Raw genomic sequence first — 21737 nt, forward strand, 5'->3', positions numbered from 1 at the left:
GAGGCTTCATTGCCTGCGCTGATTTTGCTCGCGACCAGTGTGGTGTCACGGCCGGAACTGGTTTTTACGTCGCCGCCGGCGATGAACTCAGCTGCTTTCTGAACAGTGTGGTCATCCTGTTCATGGACACGTTTCTTGCCGTCCTTGCTATGGGTTTCGACGTTGTGTTCATCACCGGCCGAGGACAGGTAGATGTCGCGCTTGGCCTCGGCGGTGAGGTTGCCGGTGGCTTCGGCTGTGCTGGCGATGACGTTGATGTCGCGACCGGCATCGAGCTTCAGGTCGCCGCCGGTTTTCACTGTCGACGCGAGGTTTTCCACGGTGGTGGTAATGACTGAGCGATGGCCGCCATCGAACGATTCGTGGAGTTCGTCTTCGTCGCGTGTCGCCAACAGGTTGATGTCGCGCGCTGCACTCAGGCTGGCGTCACCGCCGCTGCTGATGGCAGACGCGTTGGTCAGATCCTGTCCGGACTTGATGGTCAGGCTGTCGCGGGCGCTGATGATGCCGCCGTCGTCGACGAGGGTGCGCATGCCGTTGCCATCACGCACCGCGATGGCGGTGCGATCGTTGACGATATCGCCCTTGAGTGTCGTCAGTTCGACCTGATTGCCACGGATTTCGCCGGCTAGGGCGTTGCGGATGCTGTCGGTGGCCATGAGTTTGATGCGCTCATCGGCTTCGACCAGACCGCCCTGATAGAGGCTGCCCTTGACGTCGACGGACACGTCGTTGCTGGCCTTCAATGTGCCGACGTTGACCAGATCGCTACCGGCCAGCATTTCCAGATCTCGGCCCTGAATCAGGCTGCCACCGCGCACGTTGCGCGACTCGGCCTGCGCCAGATACAACACCGGCACCAGCACTTTCTGGCCGTCGACGATGCGCTCTTCCATCCAGACAATGTCGTGGGTCAGCGCAGCGACCTGCGCCGAGGTCAGGCTGACGCCGACTGAGAGGTTCAGTTGATTTTTGCTGGCGAGCGCGTTATCCATCAGATAACGAAATTGCTCGTAGTCGTTCTCCAGTCCACCGGCGAGAAAACGCTGGCCGGTCTGGGCCATGACGGCGTCGCTGATCAGCCGCGATTCATAGCGACCGTCACCGAGGCGACGCGCCGCTTCATCGGCGCTGAAGTCGAGCTTGCCGAGCAGGTAGTCGGAGCTCATGAAGGCCGTCGTCTGGGTCAGCTCCGGATTGGTTTCGATCAGATAACGGCTCTGCGGATTGGTGCTTTGCACGAACATGCCGTACGGGCCTTTCGGCAACCGGAAGGTCGAGGAAGCGGTCGGGTCGACTGCGGCGAACGGCACACCTTTGAAGTCCACCGGTGTGAAGCTGATCTGCTTCACGCCATCGGCGTCGACATGCTCGATACGGGTAACGGATCTGGAGGTTTGGGCGACAGCGTCGGTGCTATGTTTGCCCAGGTTGATGTTGATGCCGCCGACCGCGTCAGTCTGGTCGCTGGCCAGGGAACCTGTCAGTTGATCATAAGTGTTGTCGTATAGCGTGCCGTTCTGGATGCTGTTGGTGACGTCGAGCTTGACCTTGCCGCCGGCCTGCATCACCGCAGCGTAAACGGCGTTACCGTTTGCATTCCAGGTGGTGACGTCACTCATCAAAGAGAATCGCGAATCACTGGAGCGACTGATCAGTTCATCGAACCGCGCCTGATCGAAGTTGCCGGCCGCGGCAGCCGCGTTGAACGCCGGAACATCGACGAACTCCATCTTGTCCCAGAGGCTGTTGTCGATACGCCCAGGGGTGCCCCTTTTCACCACTCGCGTCCCCGAACGCGACTCCGCGCCCTGGTTCAGCAGGCTGTCAGCCGTCACGGTCAGGTCGCCGTTGGCGGCCAGCAGGCTGTAACGGTTTTCAACCTGGTTGGCGTGGATGGTGAAGTTCTTGCCTGCCACGAATCGCGCCGCGCGCGAGTCCTTGAGCACCTCGTCGTTGAATTGGGTAGTGATGGTGATGGTGCCGCGCTTCCAGCCATCACCACCATCGCAGTGCTGACCGCACACCCAGCTCAAACTGCCGGACGACTGACCGGAAGTCAGCTCGAACTCGGCTTTGGCGTTTTCGAAGGAGACCGCGTTGATGTCGACGTCACCCTCGCCTTCGATGGTGCCCGACAAGTTGCTGAACAACGCCGCGCGCCCGCCATCGACAGCGTCGAAGCTCATGTTGCCGCGGCTGTAAATATCGCCGTAATAGTTATTCAGGCTGTTGCCGTGCAGCTTCATCGTGCCGCCGCTGAACAGCAGCGTGTCGGCATCGTTGTAGAGACCGTTGGCGGCGGTGAATTCGAGATCGCCTTCGGCGCCGAGGGTACCTTTGTTATTGATCCGTGCCGCCGTCACCGTGAGGTTCTGATTGGCGATCAGGCGACCGAGATTGTCCAGTGTGCCGCGCAAGGTCATCACGGTGTCGCCGCCGCTGACCAGTCGCCCGTCCTGCTGGATCACGTCGTTGGCGCTGATCGTGAGTTTCTGCTGCGCGGAGACTTTGCCGCTGTTGAGCAGATTGCCGCCGAGGGTCAGCGCCAGATCGCCGCCGCTGAGCAATTGTCCGGCATTGTTCAGGTTGGCCACGTTGAGGCTGAGCGCCGAAGCACTGGCGATCCGTTCGCCAGCATTGAGCGTCAGGTTCTGCGCACTGGTGTAGGTCAGCCCGCCGTTCAGTTGCCAGGTACCAACACCGTTGACCGAGCCGACATCCCATACACCATTGCCCACCCCGGTGAGACTGCCCTGGTTGTTGGCCAGTTGGCTCACATCCAGGTCGAAAAGGCCCTGCGCCGCGTGGCGCACATTGCCGCTGAAGTTATTGATTTCGGCACCCGACAGCAGCAGGTCCTGACTGCCGATTTCGATCACGCCGCTCTGGTTGTTCAGATTGCCGGTCAGCTTGATCTGACTCGCAGCGCCACCGAGGGCGCGGAGCTGACCACCGGCGCTGTTATCCAAGCCGTGGGCAGTCAGCTTGAGGCTGTTTGCCGATTCGATCAGGCCGCCCTGATTGAGGACCTGCCCGACGGCTTCGAGCCCCAGCTGATTACCGCTGATCTCGCCGCTGGTGTTGTCCAGGCTGGTACCAGTGAAGATCACCTGATCCTTGCCGAACATTTTGCCGGCGCGGTTGGTCAGGCGCGTTACCGTCAACGTCAGGTCATCGATCAGGCTGGAAATCAGCCCGGCCTTGCCGCTGGCTGCACTGTTGTCGAGGTCGGCACTGGTGATGCTCACCGAGTCGGCTTGCAGCGTGCCGCCCTGGTTTTGCAAATTGCCGTTGTTCAGCGCCAGTTCGGCATGGCTGCCGTTGGCCAGAATCACACCTTGCTGATTGAGCAGTGTTTTGCCAGTAATCTTCAGGCCGTCGCTGCCAGCGATGATCTGCCCGGCAGCGTTGTTGTTGATCCAGACGCTATTGATGTCCAGGCGCTTGCCCTGCAGGGTGCCGCCCCGGTTATCCAGCGAGGTCAGTTGATCAAGGAGCAAGCGCTGTGCGCCAGCATCGACCAGACCGGTGACGTTGCTGAAAACTCCGGCAATGTTGAGGACGACATCGCCGCCATTACCGACGATGCCGCCCTTGTCGTTGTTGCCAAGTTGTTTGGCATTGATGTCGATAGCGTTGCCGAGCAGGACACCGGCGCTGTTTTCGATCTCGTCACCGTCGATGTGCAACTGACCTTCGCTCTGAATCCGGCCCTGTTGATTCAGCAGTTGCGACTGGCTTGGTGCAGTTTGCTTGAGGATCAACCGCGCGCCATCGGCACCTGCGGCCAACAACCCGTTGGCACGGTTATCAAGGCTGGCCGCGTGCAACTCCAGGCCGTCGGCGATCATCCGCCCGCCACGGTTGTCGACGTATCCGTCCTTGGCCACCACCAGCAATTGCCGGGCGGCGACTACACCGCCACGGTTATCGATAGAGCTGGCACGCAGTTCCACATCGCCTTTGATGGATTGCAGACGGCCCAATGCGTTGTTCAAGTGCTGCTGGACGAGGAGCGTCAGTTGCCCGGTTTCGGCGCTGAGCGTGCCGTCGTTGTTGCCGATCAGATTGCGCAGGTTTGCGTCGACGATGCCGCCCAAAAGTTGGCCGCTGGCGTTTTGCAGATCTTGCGCGGTCAGGCTCAGGCGATCGGTCCCCTGGATCAGGCCAAGGCTGTTATCCAGGTCTGCACTGGAACCACGCTGTCATCGGACGAAATCGCGCCTTGCGTATTATCCAGCGTGCCGCGACTGGCCACCTCGAGGGTTTTGCCCGTCAGACTTGCGTTGCGGTTGTTGATGCTCTGCGCAGTGACGGTCAAGCGATCCGAAGTCTGCACCTTGCCGTCGTGGTTATCGAAATCCTGCATCAGCGTCAGATCAGCAGCACCTTTTTCCGCGCTGATCACACCCTTGGCGCTGTTATCGAGGCGAGTGGCCGTGACGAGAATGTCGTCGGCTGCCAGCGTCCCCCCCTGATTGAGCAACTCCCCTCCCGACAGTGCCAGTGTGGTTTTCGCCTGGATCTTGCCCGCGCCGTTATTCAGACGTTCGCGGGCGACAACCTTGGCCTCACCGTCGCTGGCGCCGATCAGGCCGCCGCTGTTGTCCAGTTGACGGGCGTCCACGTCGAGGCGACCGGCGATCACTTTGCCGCCGGTGTTTTTTACCTCCTGAGCATTGAGCTTGAGGCTGCCGCCGGCGATTTCGATACGACCCTGACGGTTGTCGATGCTGTCGACCACCAGTGTTGCCGCTTGCCCATCGGCGAAGCGAATCAGGCCGCTGAGGTTGACGATGGCCGGCGCGCTCACGACTAGACGGGTTTCACCATAAACACGCGCATTCACACCTTGGTTGACCAGGCGCGCCGCGTTCAGAGTGATGTCTTGAGCCTGCACGGTACCGTTCTGGTTCTCGAACGTTGCGGCTGCGCTGGCGGTCAGGGTTCGGCTGGCCAACACGCTGCCACTGTTGCTCACCGAAGCACTGTTGATCGACAGATCACCCTTGACGTTGCGGCTGTTGTCTGCGTTCACCCCGGCTTCAATCACACCAGCGTTGGTCAGCCTGCCGCCGCTGCTCAGGCTGACGCTGTCACGGGCAGCGAGGCTTTGGCGATTGATCAGGTCTTCGGCGGTTTGTACGGTGACCTGCGTACCGGCATAAACCGCGCCCTGGGCATCGAGACTTTTGGCCTTTACATCGACGGCATTACCCGCCGAGACTTTAGCCAGGGTCAGCTGGCCATTGGCGTCGATCCGGATGTCACCGGCGCTGGCGGCAAGATCCCCCGCCAGCTTCACACCAACGCCCTGCTCGGTACCGACCAGTTTGATTGCACCGGCATACATGCCGCCGAGCGCCGAGGAGTCGATGGCCAGTTGTGGTCTGGTGCTGCCGTCATCGGCACGGGTGGTGGCACTGAGCGTGTCGGCGTTGACGTCGTTGCGGCCGGTGGTGATGTTCAGGTTTTTTGCGTGGATCTGTGCATTGATCTGCGCACTGCGAGTAATGATTTCGAAACTGTCGACGTTGCTCGCATCAAGACCGACGCCGTCAATCGACACGCTTCCCTGATCAACCTGAAAGCGCTCCAGGCGACCATTGTCGAGCACCGGCTTACCGGTGGTCAGCGTGACACGTGGCGTGTTGATGAAACCGCAACCGTTGCAACTGATGCCGTAAGGATTGGAAACGATCACCCGTGCCGATTGCCCTGCGACTTCGGTGTAGCCGCGCAACTGGCTCGGGCTGCCGCCATTGACTTCGTTGAGGATGGTTTGTGCCGCTGCGCCACGCAGGTTCGGGTTGCCGAGAATGATCCCGCCCAGTTGCGTCTGTTGCATGCGGTCGGTGGCGTTGTTGAGGATGACGCCTTGCGCACCGACGTTGTAATCGTGGAACTGGTTATGCGACAGGCCACTGCCATTGGGCGCTGCGATGTTGACGATTGGCACGCCATTGCCGGCGCGATCCAGACTGGTGCCGGGGGCACTGACAACGATGCCGTCCGCCTGCGCCCACACCGGTTGCCAGAACATGACGTTCGCCAGCAAAAAGGCCAGACCACGCTTGGGCATGCCGCAGAATTGCTCGCGCTTTTTTACGGCCGCAGAAGGTTGGCTAGCCAGGAAGGCCAGGTGGCGAATGTCCATATCAGAATCTCGAAGCGGGCAAAAATTAAATGAAGAAATCCAGGCGGAAATAGATCGGCGCTTCACGCTCGGTCAGCGCGTCCGGTCGTTCCAGGGAATGCGCGAAAGTCACGCTGGCGGCCACATGCTGACCACGTGCGAACAGCTCCAGCGAGTTGCTCGACATGCGTCCGTGCTGATCGCCGTTGTAGCGATCGCCGCGAATTACGCCTTGGTCGTAACCGAGGCTGGTGCCGTACTCGGCGAACACCGGTTGCAGCCATTCGGCAGTCACCGGGCGGCTCCAGCGCAGGTCGTTGCGCCAGTAACCACCGCTGTCGCCAGACAGCGATTGATCCTTGTAGCCACGGATCGACGCCGAGCCGCCGAGGCTCGTGCGTTGTGGGCTGAACAGCACATCTTCGCTGCGCTGGCCGGTCATCAGGCTGCTGAAGCTGAAGGATTCACCGAGCAATTTGAACGGCTGCAAATAGCTCAGCGTTGCGGTGTATTTGCGGTAGCGTGCGTCCGGCTCGCCAGGACCGGGATCGTGACTGCCCTGCGCATCGAAAGCACCGATGCCCTCCTGCATGCCAGCATCGAAGTTGACGAACGCGCTGCCGACACGACGGCCATGGTTGAAGCCGAATTGCGCTTCGCTGATGCGATTGCTGCTCAGTTTGAGCTTGCTGTCTTCGATGAAGTTGTTGGTGCGCAGGTACGAAAGTCCCGCACTGAGGGAGGTCTTGCTGACCGCGTCGCGATGGATCACGCGCTCGGCGCGCAACTGATGGTTTTCGCTGTCGCCGGTCTGCTTGAAGTTGTAGCCGTTGGCGGCGATCTGCGAGCGGTACTCGCTCTGGCTGTAGGTGTAACTGAACGTCCACCAGCCCCACGGCAGACTGTAATTGAGCATGGCGTTGTTGGAGGTGTGCTGGTGATCGGTCATCGCATCGTGACCGCCGCGCAGGCTCAGTTGGTCGGCCAGACCCAGCGGGCTGTCCCAGTCGAACGACGTGCCCCACTGCTGCTCGCCGGTGCTGCGTTGGCCATCGTTGCTGCGCGACAGGCCGGCGCGCCAAGGTTTCTGCGGCGTGTTGGTGACGCGCACTTCACTGCCGCCGACATTCTGCCCCGGCGCCAGCTCCATTTTGGCCTGGTTGGACGGCAGGCGATTGAGCTGGTCGACCATTTGCTCGATCTCGCGCAGGTTGACCAGTTCACCGCTTTTGCCGGGAAAGGCCATGGCCAGTTCGCGATCCGAGAGCCGGCTGTTTTCTGCGCCTTTCATGCCTTCGAGTTTGCCTTCGACCACCAATACTTTCAGGTGCCCGGCGGACAGATCCTGTTGCGGCAGATACGCACGACTGGTGACCAGACCTTTTTCGATGTAGTGATCGGTGATGACTTTGAGCAGCTCGTTGAGCTGCGGCACGCCGAGGCATTCGCCGATATAAGGCTTGAGCAGCCGCGTCTTCTCACGCTCCGAGAGGCTGTCGGCGCCCTTGAGCTCGATGTCCTTGATGGTGAAGCAGCGCGTATCGACGGGGGTTGTCGGTTGCGCCGGTTTGGCGTCTTTGCCGGGCAGATCCTTGAGTTCTTCGAGGCGCCGCTGCTGCTCTTCGAGCAAGCGGCTCTGACGTTCGCGGATCAGGTCGGTTTCACCAGGAGTGGGCGCGGCCCAGGCAGATTCAAGCGGAGAAAGGCAAAGCAGCGCCAGGCACAACCGCGCCGTGAAGGCGGGTGAAAACATGTTCGATCCCTCGACATAAAAAGTGACATCAAAATAGTGGCGCGATATTAGAGGGCCATCATTTTGACGTCAAACTTAAGTTTGTTCCGCTCATCGGGATTTGCCGCGCTTTCATATGGGTGAAACCAGCACCTGCGTACAAGTGGCGGGCGCGTTTTGCGCGGATAGTGGCCGTTGCCCATTCGGCATCTATTCTTGCCACACACGATCACAAGGAGTTTGCATGAGCACCTTCAAGACCCAAGACGGCACCGAGATCTATTACAAGGACTGGGGCAGCGGCAAGCCCGTGCTGTTCAGCCACGGCTGGCCGCTGGATGCCGACATGTGGGAATACCAGATGGAGTACCTGAGCAGTCGCGGCTACCGCACCATCGCCTTCGACCGCCGTGGTTTCGGTCGCTCGGAGCAGCCGTGGACCGGCTACGACTACGACACCTTCGCCGATGACATCGCCGGTTTGATCAACCATCTGGACTTGCGCGACGTAACCCTGGTCGGCTTCTCCATGGGTGGCGGCGACGTCAGCCGTTACATCGCCCGCCACGGCAGCGAGCGCGTTGCCGGCCTGGTATTGCTCGGTGCGGTCACGCCGCTGTTCGGCAAGAAAGCCGACTTCGCCGACGGCGTCGACAAATCGGTGTTCGACGGCATCAAGGCCGGCCTGCTGAAGGATCGTGCGCAATTCATCGCTGATTTCAACGCGCCGTTCTACGGCACCAATCAGGGCCAGAAAGTCTCTGACGGCGTGCTCACGCAAACCCTGAACATCGCGCTGATGGCCTCGCTCAAGGGCACCGTCGATTGCGTGACCGCGTTCTCGGAAACCGACTTCCGCCCGGACATGGCCAAGATCGACGTGCCGACCCTTGTGATCCATGGTGACGGCGACCAGATCGTGCCGTTCGAAACCACCGGCAAGCAGGCCGCCGCACAAATCAAGGGCGCCGAGTTGAAGGTTTACGCTGGCGCGCCGCACGGTTTCGCCGTGACCCATGCGCAGGCGTTGAATGAGGATCTGCTGGCGTTCCTCAATCGGTAATCCCGCCCGGCAAAAGCCGTAGTCAGATGCTGATGAACCAAGGCCCGCGCAATGCGGGCCTTGTGTTTTGCGCTATGGTATTTTTCTGCGTCCACTACCCGGAGAAGGAAATCCCATGCTGCGACTACTCGGCAAAGCCTCATCGATCAACGTGCGCAAAGTGCTGTGGACCTGTGCTGAACTGGACATCCAATTCGAGCGCGAAGACTGGGGTTCGGGTTTCAAGTCGCCAAACACGCCGGAGTTTCTCGCGCTGAATCCCTGCGCCATGGTGCCGGTGATCCAGGACGGCGATTTCACCTTGTGGGAATCAAACACGATCATTCGTTATCTGGCGACGCGTTACGGCGGCGCGCATTTGTATCCCGCTGAGCCTGTTGCCCGGGCGCGGGTCGATCAGTGGACCGACTGGCAGGCCTCGGAGCTGAATCGCTCGTGGTCGTATCCGCTGATGGCGCTGGTGCGCAAGTCGCCGGACTATCAGGATCGCGATGCCCTGGCCGCCGGCTGCCGGGACTGGACGCGCAACATGCAAATCCTCGATCGCCAACTGGAGAAGACCGGCGCTTACGTCAGTGGCGAGCAGTTTTCCCTGGCGGACATCCCGATCGGGCTGTCGGTCAATCGCTGGTTCGAAACGCCGCTCGATCACGGGGATCTTGCTGCGGTGCGCGCCTATTACGATCGCTTGAATCAGCGCGACGGTTATCGTTTGTACGGGCGCAACGGCACGCCATAAAGACATGCTCGATCAGGCTTGCTCACGCACCACGCCCCGCTCTTCAAGCAAGCGCACGAACATGCTCAAACTGCGCGACACCGTGCCCCGGCGCCACACCAGCCAAGTGGTCAGATAGCGGAAGTCCGCCGCCAGCGGCCAGACGCTGACCGTCGCGCTGCCGGGCATGCTCTGCAGCATCTTGCGCGGCATCAGCGCCAGGCCGGCACCGGCGCTGACGCAGGCGAGCATGCCGTGGTAGGACTCCATTTCGAAGATCTTGCCCGGTACGGCAGCGTCAGTGCTGAACCATTTTTCGAAATGATGCCGGTAAGAACAATTGGAACGGAAGGCGTAGATGTTTTCGCCATTCACGTCCGCCGCACGTTCGACCGGTGAATGATTGAGCGGCGCGATGATGACCATTTCCTCCTCGAACGCCGGCACACCTTCCAGGGCCGGATGCAGTACCGGGCCGTCGACGAATGCAGCGGCGAGACGCCCGGACAGCACACCGTCGATCATCGTCCCCGATGGCCCGGTTGAAAGATCAAGGTCGACCTTCGGGTGCTGCTGGTTGTACGCCGCCAGCAGTTCGGGAATACGCACCGCTGCGGTACTTTCCAGCGAACCCAGAGGGAACGCGCCCTGGGGTTCTTCGCCTGCCACCGTCGCCCGCGCTTCCTGCACCAGATCGAGAATGCGCCGCGTGTATTCGAGAAAACTCCACCCGGCCGGTGACAGGCGCAGACGGCTTTTCTCGCGGATAAACAGATCGACGCCGAGATCCTGCTCAAGCTGCTTGATCCGCGTAGTCAGGTTCGACGGCACGCGGTGGATCTGCGTGGCGGCGGCGCTGATGCTGCCGTGCTCGGCCACGGCCTTGAAGATTTCCAGTTGCACCAAATCCAAAGTCATTCTCCAATCGTGAAGGAAACGCTCTTTATTATTCAGTTTCCAGAAAACTAACGCCACCCTACTCTAGGCCCATCCGACGAACCTACAGGACAACGTCATGAGCCAGATTTCCAGCCAGACCCACGCCATCTCGATCAACCCCGCCACCGGTGAGCAGATCGGGCAATACGCGTTTGAATCCGCCGCTGCCCTTGATGCGGCACTGACTCGCGCTGCCTTCGCTTTCGGCAAGTGGAAGCGCAAGCCGCTGCAGGATCGTTCGCGCCTTTTGACCGCCCTCGCCGGCGCGCTGCGTGAAACCTCAGAAGCGATGGCAACCATGATCACCCAGGAAATGGGCAAGCCGATCGCCCAGGCCCGTGGCGAAATCGAGAAATGCGCCAAGCTCTGCGAGTGGTACGCCGAACACGGTCCGGCCATGCTCGACGCCGAAGCCACCCAGGTTGAAGGCGGCAAGGCGCGTATCGAATACCGTCCGCTGGGGCCGATTCTGGCGGTGATGCCGTGGAATTTCCCGATCTGGCAAGTGCTGCGCGGCGCGGTGCCGACGCTGATCGCTGGCAACACTTACGTGCTCAAGCATGCGCCGAACGTGATGGGCAGCGCTTACCTGTTGCGCGATGCGTTTGTTCGCGCCGGTTTCCCGGATGGCGTGTTTGAAGTGATCAACGTCACCCCGGAAGGCGTTTCCACCGCCATCGCCGATTCACGCATCGCCGCTGTGACGCTGACCGGCAGCGTCCGCGCCGGCATGGCCATCGGCGCTCAGGCCGGTGCGGCATTGAAGAAATGCGTGCTGGAACTCGGCGGCTCCGATCCGTTCATCGTGCTTAATGACGCCGATCTGGATGAGGCGGTGCACGCGGCGGTGGTCGGTCGTTATCAGAACTCCGGCCAGGTCTGCGCTGCTGCGAAACGCTTGATCATCGAACAAGGTGTGGTCGAGGAATTCACCCGCAAGTTCGTTGAAGCGACACGCCAGTTGAAAATGGGCGATCCGCTGAACGCTGACACTTACATCGGGCCGATGGCGCGGTTCGATCTGCGTGATGAACTGGATCAGCAAGTGCGCGACACGTTGGAGGAAGGCGCGACGCTGTTGCTGGGGGGCGGCAAGGTTGAGGGTTCGGGCAACTACTATGAGCCGACGGTACTGGCGGATGTCACCGACCGCATGACTTCGTTCAAGCAAGAGCTGTTCGGCCCGGTCGCTTCGATCATCACCGCCCGCGATTGCGCACACGCCGTGGCCTTGGCCAACGACAGCGATTTCGGCCTGACCGCGACTATCTACACCGCGAACGTGGCGCTGGCTGAGCAACTGACCAGTGAACTGGAAACCGGCGGCGTGTTCATCAACGGCTACTCCGCCAGCGATCCGCGTGTGACCTTCGGCGGCGTGAAAAAAAGCGGCTTCGGTCGTGAGCTGTCGCACTTTGGCGTACGGGAATTCTGCAACGCGCAGACCGTGTGGCTGGATCGTAAATAAGCCGGATGCTGTAAAACCTGTGGGAGCGAGCCTGCTCGCGAAAGCGGTGTATCAAGCGATGAAGATGCCGAATCCACCGGCGCCATCGCTGGCAAGCCAGCTCCCACAAATACTGCGGTGGAAACTGATACAGCAAACACCATAGAACCCTGTGGGAGCTGGCTTGCCAGCGATGGCGGTGCATCAGCCAGCATTTATACCGGCTGATTCACCGCTTTCGTGAGCAAGCTCACTCCCACAAGTCCACGCAATTTACAGATATTTCAGCCAGCTGATGTCCCGCCGCCGCGCTTTCAATGCAGAGAACCAGCGCACTGCCGGGAACAGCACCACGGCAAGAACCACCGCCGCCAGCCACACCGCCGTCACCGTCGAAAAGCCGAAATAGCTGCCCTGATTCAGGCCGAACAGCGCCACGCCAATCAGGTACAACACCTTCAACACATACAAGTGCAGCAGATAGAAAAACATCGGCGCCGAACCGAACACGGTCAGCCAGCCAATCCAGCGGCGACTTTGCACGCGCTCAAAGACGAGCAACAGCAACAGCCCCACGCTCACAGTCAGCGCGATGAACAGCAGCGACGGCGGATATTTGGTGATGTTGAAAAAACTCATCAGTGTCTGCACCAGCGAATCGCTGATCGCCCACGGTTTTTCGCCGTAGCCGTTAATCAAGCGCAGCACCACAAATCCCAGCAATCCACCGCCCCCGGCAATCAGCAAACGACGCTGACGCACCGCCGCATCCATGCCCCGGGCAAACCACGGTCCCAGTGCATAGCCCAGGCCGATTACACCAATCCACGGCAGCAGCGGGTACGAGGTGCGCAGGCGCAGGGTGTCGCTGATCTCGATCCAGCCTCGATCATGCAGAATCGCCCAAGGCACATGCAGCGCCGACTCGACCGGGAAATGCAGCGTATCAAGCAAGTTGTGCCCGGCGATGATCGCCAGGCTCAGCGTCAGCAGCACCGCACGTGGCAACCAGACCAGCAGCGCCAGCGCGATCATGCTCAGGCCGATCGCCCAGATCACTTGCAGGTAGATCACGCTGGGCGGCAACTGGAACGTCCAGGCGAAGTTGACCAAAGTGAATTCCAGCGCCACGAGGAACAATCCGCGCTTGAACAGAAACGCGCTGACATCGGCTTTGCCAGCGTATTTTTCGCCGTAGAGCCATGCCGACAAACCGGTCAGCAAGACAAATACCGGCGCACACAAATGCGCCAATGTGCGGCTGAAAAACAGCGCCGGCTCGGTGCTGGCGATGTCCATCGGATCGGAGACCTGTCGGTGCAAGAGAAAGGTTTCGCGCACGTGATCGAGCAGCATGAACAGGATCACCAGGCCTCGGAGCGCATCAATAGACAGCAGCCGGCCAGTCGTCAATGGGGCAGAACGGGGAAGCACAGGGGTCATGGATCTTTCGCAATCGAGAGGAATAACACCGGACGGCCGCAACGCCGCCCGCAAATTCGCGTTACCTTATAACATCTAAAAAGCAAAACCCAAACAAGTCAGGATCAAGGTTGCCCATCGGCCCCGGCCTTCTATAGTGAACAGGTCCGCCCCGCCGTCGCGGCCCTCCTCGAGCGTTGTCCATGGTCAACACCGAACACCTGATCATTTGCGAGCACTGTGATTGTGTGTACGAGAAAGTCGTGCTCGCCAAACACCAGAAAACCCTGTGCGTGCGCTGCGGTGGCGTGCTGCAGCGCTTCAACGGCCTGACCATCGAGCAGCGTCTGGCGCTGACGTTCACGGCGGCGATGCTGTGGCTGTTCGCCAATTTCTACCCGGTGATGAGCATCAGCCTCAAAGGCATGAAAAACAGCGCGACCCTATGGGATTCGGTGCTCGCGCTGAGCCAGGGGCCGATCACCTTTATCGCCATGGTCGCGGCGATCGCGATCATCATCGCCCCGGCATTTCAGCTGGTGTTGCTGGTCTGGGTGTTGAGTTTTGCCCTCGGCCTGCGTCGGGCACCGGGATTCAACCTGTGCATGCGCTGGCTGGAAACCCTGCGCCCGTGGAGCATGCTCGAAGTGTGTCTGCTGGGGGCGATGGTCGCGGTGTTCAAACTCGCCGGCTTGCTCGATGTACTGCCCGGGATCGGCCTGTTCGCCCTGGCGGTGCTGAGCCTGATGATGATCCGCATTGCCGGCCGGGACATTCGTGAACTGTGGGACATTTTATGAAGCGTCCACCTACCGCCAGCGAACTCAACCTGTGCCTGTGCCACAGCTGTGGCCTGGCCTGTGACATGACCGACGAGCCACACCAGTGCCCGCGCTGTGACTCGCCGTTGCACCGGCGCAAGACCAATTCGCTGGCGCGCACCTGGGCGTACATGCTCGCCGCGCTGGCGTTTTATGTTCCCGCCAATCTGCTGCCGGTGATGAATACGGTGATGCTCGGCAACGGCGCCGACAGCACAATCATGAGCGGCGTGCTGGAGTTCTGGGAAGCCGGGGCGTGGGATATTGCGCTGATCATTTTCATCGCCAGCATCGCGGTGCCGGGGGTCAAATTCGTCGCCCTGACCTTGCTGCTCGTCACCGTGCAGCGCAACAGCGACTGGGCGCGCAAGGAGCGTTCCAAGCTGTATCGCTTCGTCGAGCTGATCGGTTACTGGTCGATGCTCGATGTGCTGGTGGTCGCGCTGGTCGCAGCGCTGGTGAAATTCCAGGCGCTGGGCGATATCGAGCCACGACCGGGCATCCTGTTCTTCGGCCTGGTCGTGGTCTTCACCATGCTCGCGGCGATGAGTTTCGACCCGCGCCTGATTTGGGACAAGGACACCAGCGACACGGTCAGCGACGCAGCGTCTGGAGCAGCACCTGCAACGGATGGCGCAGCGCCTGATCCGACTGGCGCTTGACCTGGCTGCGGCAGGAATAGCCGGTCGCCAACGCCTCGCCCTGCTCCGCCGAAGCCTGCACCTGACGCGCCCACGATTGCTCATAAATGACTGCCGAGGTCTGGCGATTACGTGCTTCGTGGCCGTAAGTACCGGACATGCCGCAGCAACCGATGGCTTGTGTGGCCAGCTTCAGTCCGGCACGTTCGAAGACCTGTTCCCACTGGCGGGTCGCGGCCGGCGCGTTGGTTTTCTCCGTGCAATGGGCGAGCAGACGGAACGCTTTCGGCTGAGCATCAGGCGTCCGTTCTGGCATGACCTTGAGCAACCATTCCTGCACCAGCGCCACTTCAGGACATTCATTCAGGCCCGGTACTTTCAGGTATTCCTGGCGATAGACCAGAGTCATCGCCGGATCCAGCCCCAGCAAAAGCACCCCGGTCTGCGCCAGCGCCTGCAACTGCTCAGCATTACGCAAAGCCGCGCGATTGAACGCCGAGAGAAAGCCCTGCACATGCAGCGGTTTGCCATTGGCGCTGAACGGCGCCAGATACACCTGATAACCCAACCGCGAAATCAGCTCGACCAGATCAGCCAGCAGCGGCGCTTCGAAGTAGCGGGTGAAGGCGTCCTGCACGATAACCACGCTGCGTTCGCGTTGCTCTGGGGTCAGCGCCGACAGCGTTGCAACCGTTGCTGGCTGCACCTGCCAACGGCGCATCGCTGCGTGGAAATCGAAACGGCTGAGCAACGGCACATCGACCATGCCACCGATCCGCGCCAGTGCGCCACGCACCCAGCCAGCGCCCATCAGACCGTTGTACAGCGCCGGAATCCGCGCCATATAGGGAATGGTGTATTCCAGCGAGGCAATCAGGTAATCCCGTGCCGGCCGCAGATAACGACTGTGATACAGCTCGAGAAAACGCGAGCGGAATTCCGGCACGTTGACCTTGACCGGGCACTGCCCCGCGCAGGATTTGCAGGCCAGGCAACCGGCCATGGCGTCATACACTTCATGGGAGAAGTCCGCCGACGGATCGCGGCTGTTGCGCCAGCGCTGCCACAGCGAGCGGAAAAAAGCCGGTTTGCGAATCGCATCCGAGAGCACGTCGACGCCCGCCTCGCCCTGCAACCGCAGCCATTCACGAATCAGCGAAGCGCGGCCCTTGGGCGACTGCGCGCGTTCGCGGGTGGCTTTCCACGACGGGCACATGGCGTCATCGGGATCGAAGTTGTAGCAGGCGCCGTTGCCATTGCAGTGCATGGCCGCGCCGTAGCTTTGCCAGACTTTCTCGTCGATCTGCCGATCCAGCTCGCCGCGCAGGGTCACTTCGTCGATCTTCAGCAATGCCGCGCCGCCGTTGGCCGGCGTGGCGATTTTGCCAGGGTTGAACTGATTGAGCGGGTCGAACGCGGCTTTCAAGGCTTGCAGCGCCGGGTACAACTCGCCGAAGAATGCCGGCGCGTACTCCGAACGCAGGCCCTTTCCATGCTCGCCCCAGAGCAGGCCGCCGTAGCGCTGGGTCAACGCGGCGACGCCATCAGACACCGGGCGTACCAGCGCCGCTTGCTGCGGGTCTTTCATGTCGAGAATCGGCCGCACGTGCAGTACGCCGGCGTCAACATGGCCGAACATACCGTACTGCAAACCGTGGCTGTCGAGCAGCTCGCGCAGCTCGGCGATGTATTCGGCCAAATGCTGCGGCGGCACTGCGGTGTCTTCGACGAAAGGCTGCGGGCGGGCTTCGCCGGCGACGTTGCCGAGCAGGCCCACCGCCCGTTTGCGCATGCCATAGACCTTGTTCACCGCTGCCTGACCGATCGCCAGTGTATGTCCGAGGCGCTCCACGGTGCGGTCGCTTTGCAGATGTTCGAGGAACGCTTCGACGCGGCGCTGCAGGTCTTCGGGATCGTCACCGCAGAACTCGACCAGGTTGATGCCCAGAGTCGGTCGCTCAGGGTTTTCGGGAAAATATTCGGCAACGCCGTGCCAGACGATGTCCTGCATCGCCAGCAGCAAGACTTTCGAATCGACGGTTTCAATCGACAACGGCTTGAGCGCCATCAACGCCCGCGCATCGCGCAAGGCATCCATGAACCCGGCGTAGCGGATGTTGACCAGCATGGTGTGCTTGGGAATCGGCAGCACGTTGAGTCGCGCTTCGACAACGAAGCCCAGCGAGCCTTCAGCGCCACAGAGCACGCTGTTGAGGTTGAAGCGCTGATCGGCCTCGCGCAGATGCGCCAGGTCATAACCGGTCAGGCAGCGGTTGAGATCGGGAAAGCGTGCTTTGATCAGCTCGCCCTGTTCATCAATGATCTGCCGCGCACAACGATAGACTTCGCCGACGCGATCGTCGCGTGCGCACTGCGCTGCAAGCTCATCCTCCGCCAGCGGCAGACCGCGCAAACGCTCGCCGCCGCGCAGGATCATCTCCAGTTCCAGCACATGGTCGCGGGTTTTGCCGTAGGTGCAACTGCCCTGGCCACTGGCGTCGGTGTTGATCATGCCGCCGACCGTGGCGCGGTTCGAGGTCGACAGTTCCGGGGCGAAGAACAGCCCGGCGGATTTCAACGCGGCGTTGAGCTGATCCTTGACCACCCCGGCCTGCACCCGCACCCAGCGCTGTTCGACGTTGATCTCCAGAATGCGGTTCATGTGCCGCGACAGATCGACGACGATGCCATCCGTCAGCGATTGGCCGTTGGTGCCGGTGCCACCGCCACGCGGGGTGATCACCACTTTCTCGTACGCCGGTTCGGCAATCAGCCGTGCGACACGTGCCACATCGTCCGCATCCAGCGGAAACACAGCGGCTTGCGGCAGGCGCTGATAGATCGAGTTGTCGGTCGCGAGCACCACACGGCTGGCGTAATCGGCGCTGATTTCCCCGCGAAAACCGCTGATTTTCAGGGCGGCGAGGAATTGTTGGTAATCGCCGGTCAAGGCTTTGGCGGGCGACAGCTGGGCAATCATCGGTCGGGTTATCTCGGTCAAATCGGGCTGTGTGGCGGTGGACAGTTGTGCGCAACGAATGATTGCGTCAGGCTCCGCCATCTGATTGCGCCCATGTTCATTGCTGGCGAACCCAGGAACAAGCGTAATTTCGACCCGCTATCGATGAGTTTTACGAATGAATCCGCGTACCCTCACGCCGTCCATGTCGCTGCTGCTGGCTTTCGAGGCCGCCGCTCGACACGAGAGCTACACCCGCGCCGCCCATGAACTGTCACTGACGCAGAGCGCGGTCAGCCGCCAGGTACAGATTCTCGAGAAGATGCTCGGCATGCGTCTGTTCAGCCGCGAAGGCCGGCAGGTGGTGCTGACCGATGTCGGGCGCATGTATCAGCGTGAACTCAGCGAAGCCCTCGGGCAGATCCGCAGCGCAACGCTGCAGGCGATGGCGTTTGGTTCGGGCATCCACAGCCTGCGCCTGGCGACGCTGCCGACCTTCGGCTCGAAATGGCTGCTTCCACGGCTTAAGGATTTCTACACGGCGCACCCGGGCATGACCGTGCACCTGCACTCTCGGATCGAAACCATCGACTTCGACACCAGCGAAATCGACGCGGCGATCTGCGTCGGCGGGGGTGAATGGCCAGGCCTGACCGCCCTGCCCCTGCACACCGAAGAACTGGTGGCCATTGCCAGCGCGCAGTTGTCGGCACCTGAACGCGACGAAGCTCAGCAGCACATTGCCGGGCAGTTATTGCTCAACGTCAGCAGCAATGCCCAGGCGTGGGCGGAATGGTTCAGCCATCACCAACTTGCGCATCGCAGCATGCGGATCGGGCCGAGCTTTGAAATGACCTCGCACTTGATCCAGGCGGTACGCGCCAATATCGGTGTTGGCCTGGTGCCGCGAATTCTGGTCGAAGACGAATTGCTCAAGGGCGAATTGCTGCAACTGGGCGAGCCGATTACCAGCCGACGCAGCTATTACCTGGTGTATCCGCCGCGTAATGAGAATCTGCCTTCGTTGAAGGCGTTCAGGGATTGGCTGATTGATACCCTCTGAAGGATCGAGTCGCGGCCATTCGCGAGCAGGCTCGCTCCCACAGGGAAACGTATGTCAAGTGTGGGAGCGAGCCTGCTCGCGAAGAAGCCAGTCGCAACGAACTTAAAACCTCGGCTTGACCGCCCGCCAATCCGCCTTGTACCGCTGCATCTGCCGCACATCATCGCGCTGGCGAATCCCGCACGTCAGGTACTGGTCATGCAGCTTGGCCAGTTGCTCATGGTCCAGTTCCAGCCCCAACCCCGGCGCACGGCTGATCTTCACACAGCCATCGACAATCGGCAGCTTGCCGCCCTTGATCACTTCCTCGTCCGGCTCCTGCCACGGGTAGTGGGTGTCGCAGGCGTAATCCAGATTCGGCACCGCCGCCGCGACGTGCGCCATGGCCATCAGGCTGATGCCCAGGTGCGAGTTGGAATGCATCGACACGCCGAGGCCAAACACATCGCACATTTTCGCCAGCGTCTGCGTATCCCGCAGGCCACCCCAATAATGGTGGTCGGCGAGGACGATTTGCACGCTGTTCTGCGCAACGCTGCGGCGGAACTCGTCGAAATCGGTGACGACCATATTGGTCGCCAAGGGCAGACCGGTGCGCTTGTGCAGTTCGGCCATGCCATCAAGGCCCGGGGTCGGGTCTTCGTAATACTGCAGATCATCGCCGAGCAGTTCGGCCATGCGAATCGCCGTCTCCAGCGACCAGTTGCCGTTCGGATCGATGCGAAGCGGAAATCCCGGAAAGGCTTTCTTCAGTGCCTTGATGCATGCCACCTCATGCTCCGGCGGCAAGGTGCCGGCCTTGAGCTTGATGCTCTTGAAACCGTACGCCTCGATCATCCGCGCTGCCTGCGCGACGATCTGTTGCTCGCTCAGCGCCTCGCCCCAGTTGTCCGGCTTGTAGGGGGAGTCGATATGTTCGGCGTATTTGAAAAACAGGTAGGCGCTGAACGGCACTTCATCGCGGATCGCCCCGCCGAGCAGGTCCACCAGCGGCACGTTCAGGTAGTGCGCCTGCAAATCGAGAAACGCCACTTCGAATGCCGAGTAGGCATTGCTCACCGCTTTGCTGGCGTGGGAACCGGGGGCCAGTTCGGCACCAGCGACGCCGGCGGGTTTATTCGCCGCCACGGTGGCCTGCACGATCGCGCGCAATTGATTGAGGTTGAACGGATCGAGGCCGATCAACTGGCTCTGCAATTGTTGCTGGATGGCCAGCGCCGGGGCATCGCCGTAGCTTTCGCCGAGGCCGATGTAGCCGTTGTCACTTTCAATCTCGATGATCGAGCGCAGGGCAAAGGGTTCGTGGATGCCGCTGGCGTTTAGCAGTGGCGGATCGCGAAAGGCAATCGGGGTGACGCTGACACGGGTGATTTTCAAGATAACGCTCCTGACAGATCAACAATCGATTCAGTGGCTCGCAGCCGGACGAGCCGGCGCCACAACGGCGGCTTCGTCACTTGGCTTTGCCGGGGTTTTATCTTTGGCGCCAGGCGCCGTGCGGGCGAAGAAGATCACCACGGCAGCGATCAGCGATGTCGCCGCCAGGCCATACAGGCCGCCCTCGATGGAGCCGGTGGTTTGTTCAAGGATGCCGAACGCGGTCGGCGCGACGAAGCCGCCAAGGTTGCCGATGGAGTTGATCAGCGCGATCACCGCCGCAGCAATGCGCGCATCCAGATAGCTCTGCGGAATCGGCCAGAACAGCGCCGACGCCGCTTTGAAACCGATGGCGGCGAAGCAGATCGCGACAAAGGCAAACACCGGCCCGCCGGTGGTCGACATGAACATACCGATGGCGGCGATCACCAGGGTCAGCGCGACCCAGGCCTGCTGGAATTTCCACTTGCCGGCCAGCGCCGCGAAGCCGTACATGGCGACAATCGAAATGATCCACGGAATGGAGTTGAGCAGCCCGACCTGGAAATCACCGAGGTTGCCCATCTTCTTGATCATGCTCGGTAGCCAGAAGGTTGCGCCGTAGATGGTCAGGGCAATGGAAAAGTAGATGAAGCAGAACAGCGCGATCTGCCGGTCGGCCAACAGCTTGAACATCGACGGCTTGGCGACTTGTACCGCTTCGCGAGCGCGCTGCTCCTCGGCAATCGCCGCGACCAGCGCTTCACGCTCCTCCTCGCTCAGCCACTTGGCTTGGCGCGGGTGCGATTGCAGCCAGAACCAGACGAAAGCACACAGCACCACCGACGCAGCGCCTTCGATCAGAAACATCCACTGCCAGCCGTGCATGCCCAATCCGCTGATATGCAACAGCGCACCGGACACCGGGCCGGAAATGACCGAGGCAATCGCCGAGCCGCTAAGGAACACCGCCATGGTTTTGCCGCGCTCGGACGCTGGCAGCCATTGGGTGAAGTAGTAAATGATTCCCGGGAAGAACCAGGCCTCAGCCGCGCCAAGAATAAAGCGCAGTACGTAGAAACTGGTTTCGCCCTGAACAAAAGCCATGGCCATGGCCGCAGCGCCCCAGGTAAACATGATCCGCGTCAGCCAGACACGCGCGCCGTAGCGCTGCAACAGCATGTTCGACGGCACTTCGAACAGCGCATAACCGATGAAAAACAGTCCGGCGCCAAGTCCATAAGCCGCTGCGCCAATGCCCAGATCGGTCTCCAGATGACTGCGCACGAAACCGATATTGACCCGGTCGATGTAGTTGACGATGAACATCACCACGAACAGCGGCAGTACGTGGCGTTTGACCTTGGCGGCGGCGCGGGCGAGCACCGTGATGTCCGGCGGACTCTGGAGGGTTTTCAAGGGGCGACTCCCGATCTT

12 protein-coding genes and 1 pseudogene are annotated in these 21737 nt (G+C 61.0%); 6 read left to right on the plus strand and 7 right to left on the minus strand.

Features of this window, described 5'->3' with window-relative positions; genetic code table 11:
- Both CKW30_RS05585 and CKW30_RS05590 read right to left on the minus strand, forming a co-directional pair.
- Positions 1–6160 (minus strand): annotated as a pseudogene (locus CKW30_RS05585) (filamentous hemagglutinin N-terminal domain-containing protein); the annotation flags it as partial.
- A gap of 25 nt (positions 6161–6185) precedes the next feature.
- Complete coding sequence (locus CKW30_RS05590; RefSeq protein ID WP_095180221.1) at positions 6186–7892, minus strand: ShlB/FhaC/HecB family hemolysin secretion/activation protein; 1707 nt, start codon at positions 7890–7892, stop codon at positions 6186–6188.
- 223 nt (positions 7893–8115) lie between these two features.
- Between CKW30_RS05590 and CKW30_RS05595 the strand changes: the two genes are divergently transcribed.
- Together CKW30_RS05595 and CKW30_RS05600 are read left to right on the plus strand one after the other, a co-directional pair.
- Positions 8116–8934 carry an alpha/beta fold hydrolase gene (locus CKW30_RS05595; RefSeq protein WP_095180222.1) on the plus strand — a complete coding sequence of 273 codons (819 nt, stop codon included), beginning with the start codon at positions 8116–8118 and terminating at the stop codon, positions 8932–8934.
- 115 nt (positions 8935–9049) lie between these two features.
- Entirely contained in the window at positions 9050–9673 is a 624-nt protein-coding gene (locus CKW30_RS05600; protein ID WP_095180223.1) for a glutathione S-transferase family protein, read from the plus strand.
- A 12-nt stretch (positions 9674–9685) separates the two neighbouring features.
- Here the strand turns inward: CKW30_RS05600 and CKW30_RS05605 are convergent, their stop codons facing one another.
- Positions 9686–10564, minus strand: a complete 879-nt coding sequence (locus tag CKW30_RS05605; RefSeq protein WP_095180313.1) for a LysR family transcriptional regulator — start codon at positions 10562–10564, stop codon at positions 9686–9688.
- 103 nt (positions 10565–10667) lie between these two features.
- On the opposite strand from CKW30_RS05605, the gene CKW30_RS05610 reads away from it, so the two are divergent.
- The gene (locus CKW30_RS05610) at positions 10668–12059 is read left to right on the plus strand and encodes an aldehyde dehydrogenase family protein (protein ID WP_095180224.1); all 1392 of its coding nucleotides are present in this window, start codon (positions 10668–10670) and stop codon (positions 12057–12059) included.
- 252 nt (positions 12060–12311) lie between these two features.
- On the opposite strand, the gene CKW30_RS05615 is transcribed toward CKW30_RS05610, so the two are convergent.
- Entirely contained in the window at positions 12312–13481 is a 1170-nt protein-coding gene (locus tag CKW30_RS05615; RefSeq protein ID WP_095180225.1) for a DUF1624 domain-containing protein, read from the minus strand.
- Positions 13482–13663: 182 nt separating this feature from the next.
- Between CKW30_RS05615 and CKW30_RS05620 the strand changes: the two genes are divergently transcribed.
- The gene (locus tag CKW30_RS05620) at positions 13664–14260 is read left to right on the plus strand and encodes a paraquat-inducible protein A (RefSeq protein WP_016775060.1); all 597 of its coding nucleotides are present in this window, start codon (positions 13664–13666) and stop codon (positions 14258–14260) included.
- Positions 14257–14943, plus strand: coding sequence for a paraquat-inducible protein A (locus CKW30_RS05625; protein WP_095180226.1), 687 nt, complete (start codon positions 14257–14259; stop codon positions 14941–14943). The genes CKW30_RS05620 and CKW30_RS05625 overlap by 4 nt, the downstream gene beginning before the upstream one ends.
- Here the strand turns inward: CKW30_RS05625 and CKW30_RS05630 are convergent.
- A complete protein-coding gene (locus tag CKW30_RS05630; protein ID WP_095180314.1) occupies positions 14876–17902 on the minus strand; it encodes an FAD-binding and (Fe-S)-binding domain-containing protein in 3027 nt (1008 codons plus the stop codon). The genes CKW30_RS05625 and CKW30_RS05630 overlap by 68 nt on opposite strands.
- 157 nt (positions 17903–18059) lie before the next feature.
- On the opposite strand from CKW30_RS05630, the gene CKW30_RS05635 reads away from it, so the two are divergent.
- A complete protein-coding gene (locus CKW30_RS05635) occupies positions 18060–18944 on the plus strand; it encodes a LysR substrate-binding domain-containing protein (protein ID WP_095180227.1) in 885 nt (294 codons plus the stop codon).
- A 102-nt stretch (positions 18945–19046) separates the two neighbouring features.
- Here CKW30_RS05635 and CKW30_RS05640 read toward each other — a convergent pair whose 3' ends face one another.
- Positions 19047–20321, minus strand: coding sequence for a glucarate dehydratase family protein (locus CKW30_RS05640; protein ID WP_095180228.1), 1275 nt, complete (start codon positions 20319–20321; stop codon positions 19047–19049).
- Positions 20322–20351: 30 nt separating this feature from the next.
- Positions 20352–21719, minus strand: a complete 1368-nt coding sequence (locus CKW30_RS05645; RefSeq protein WP_095180229.1) for an MFS transporter — start codon at positions 21717–21719, stop codon at positions 20352–20354.
- Positions 21720–21737: the final 18 nt, after the last annotated feature.

This window comes from Pseudomonas sp. Irchel 3F6, from assembly GCF_900187595.1.
GTDB classification, from domain to species: Bacteria; Pseudomonadota; Gammaproteobacteria; order Pseudomonadales; family Pseudomonadaceae; genus Aquipseudomonas; species Aquipseudomonas siliginis.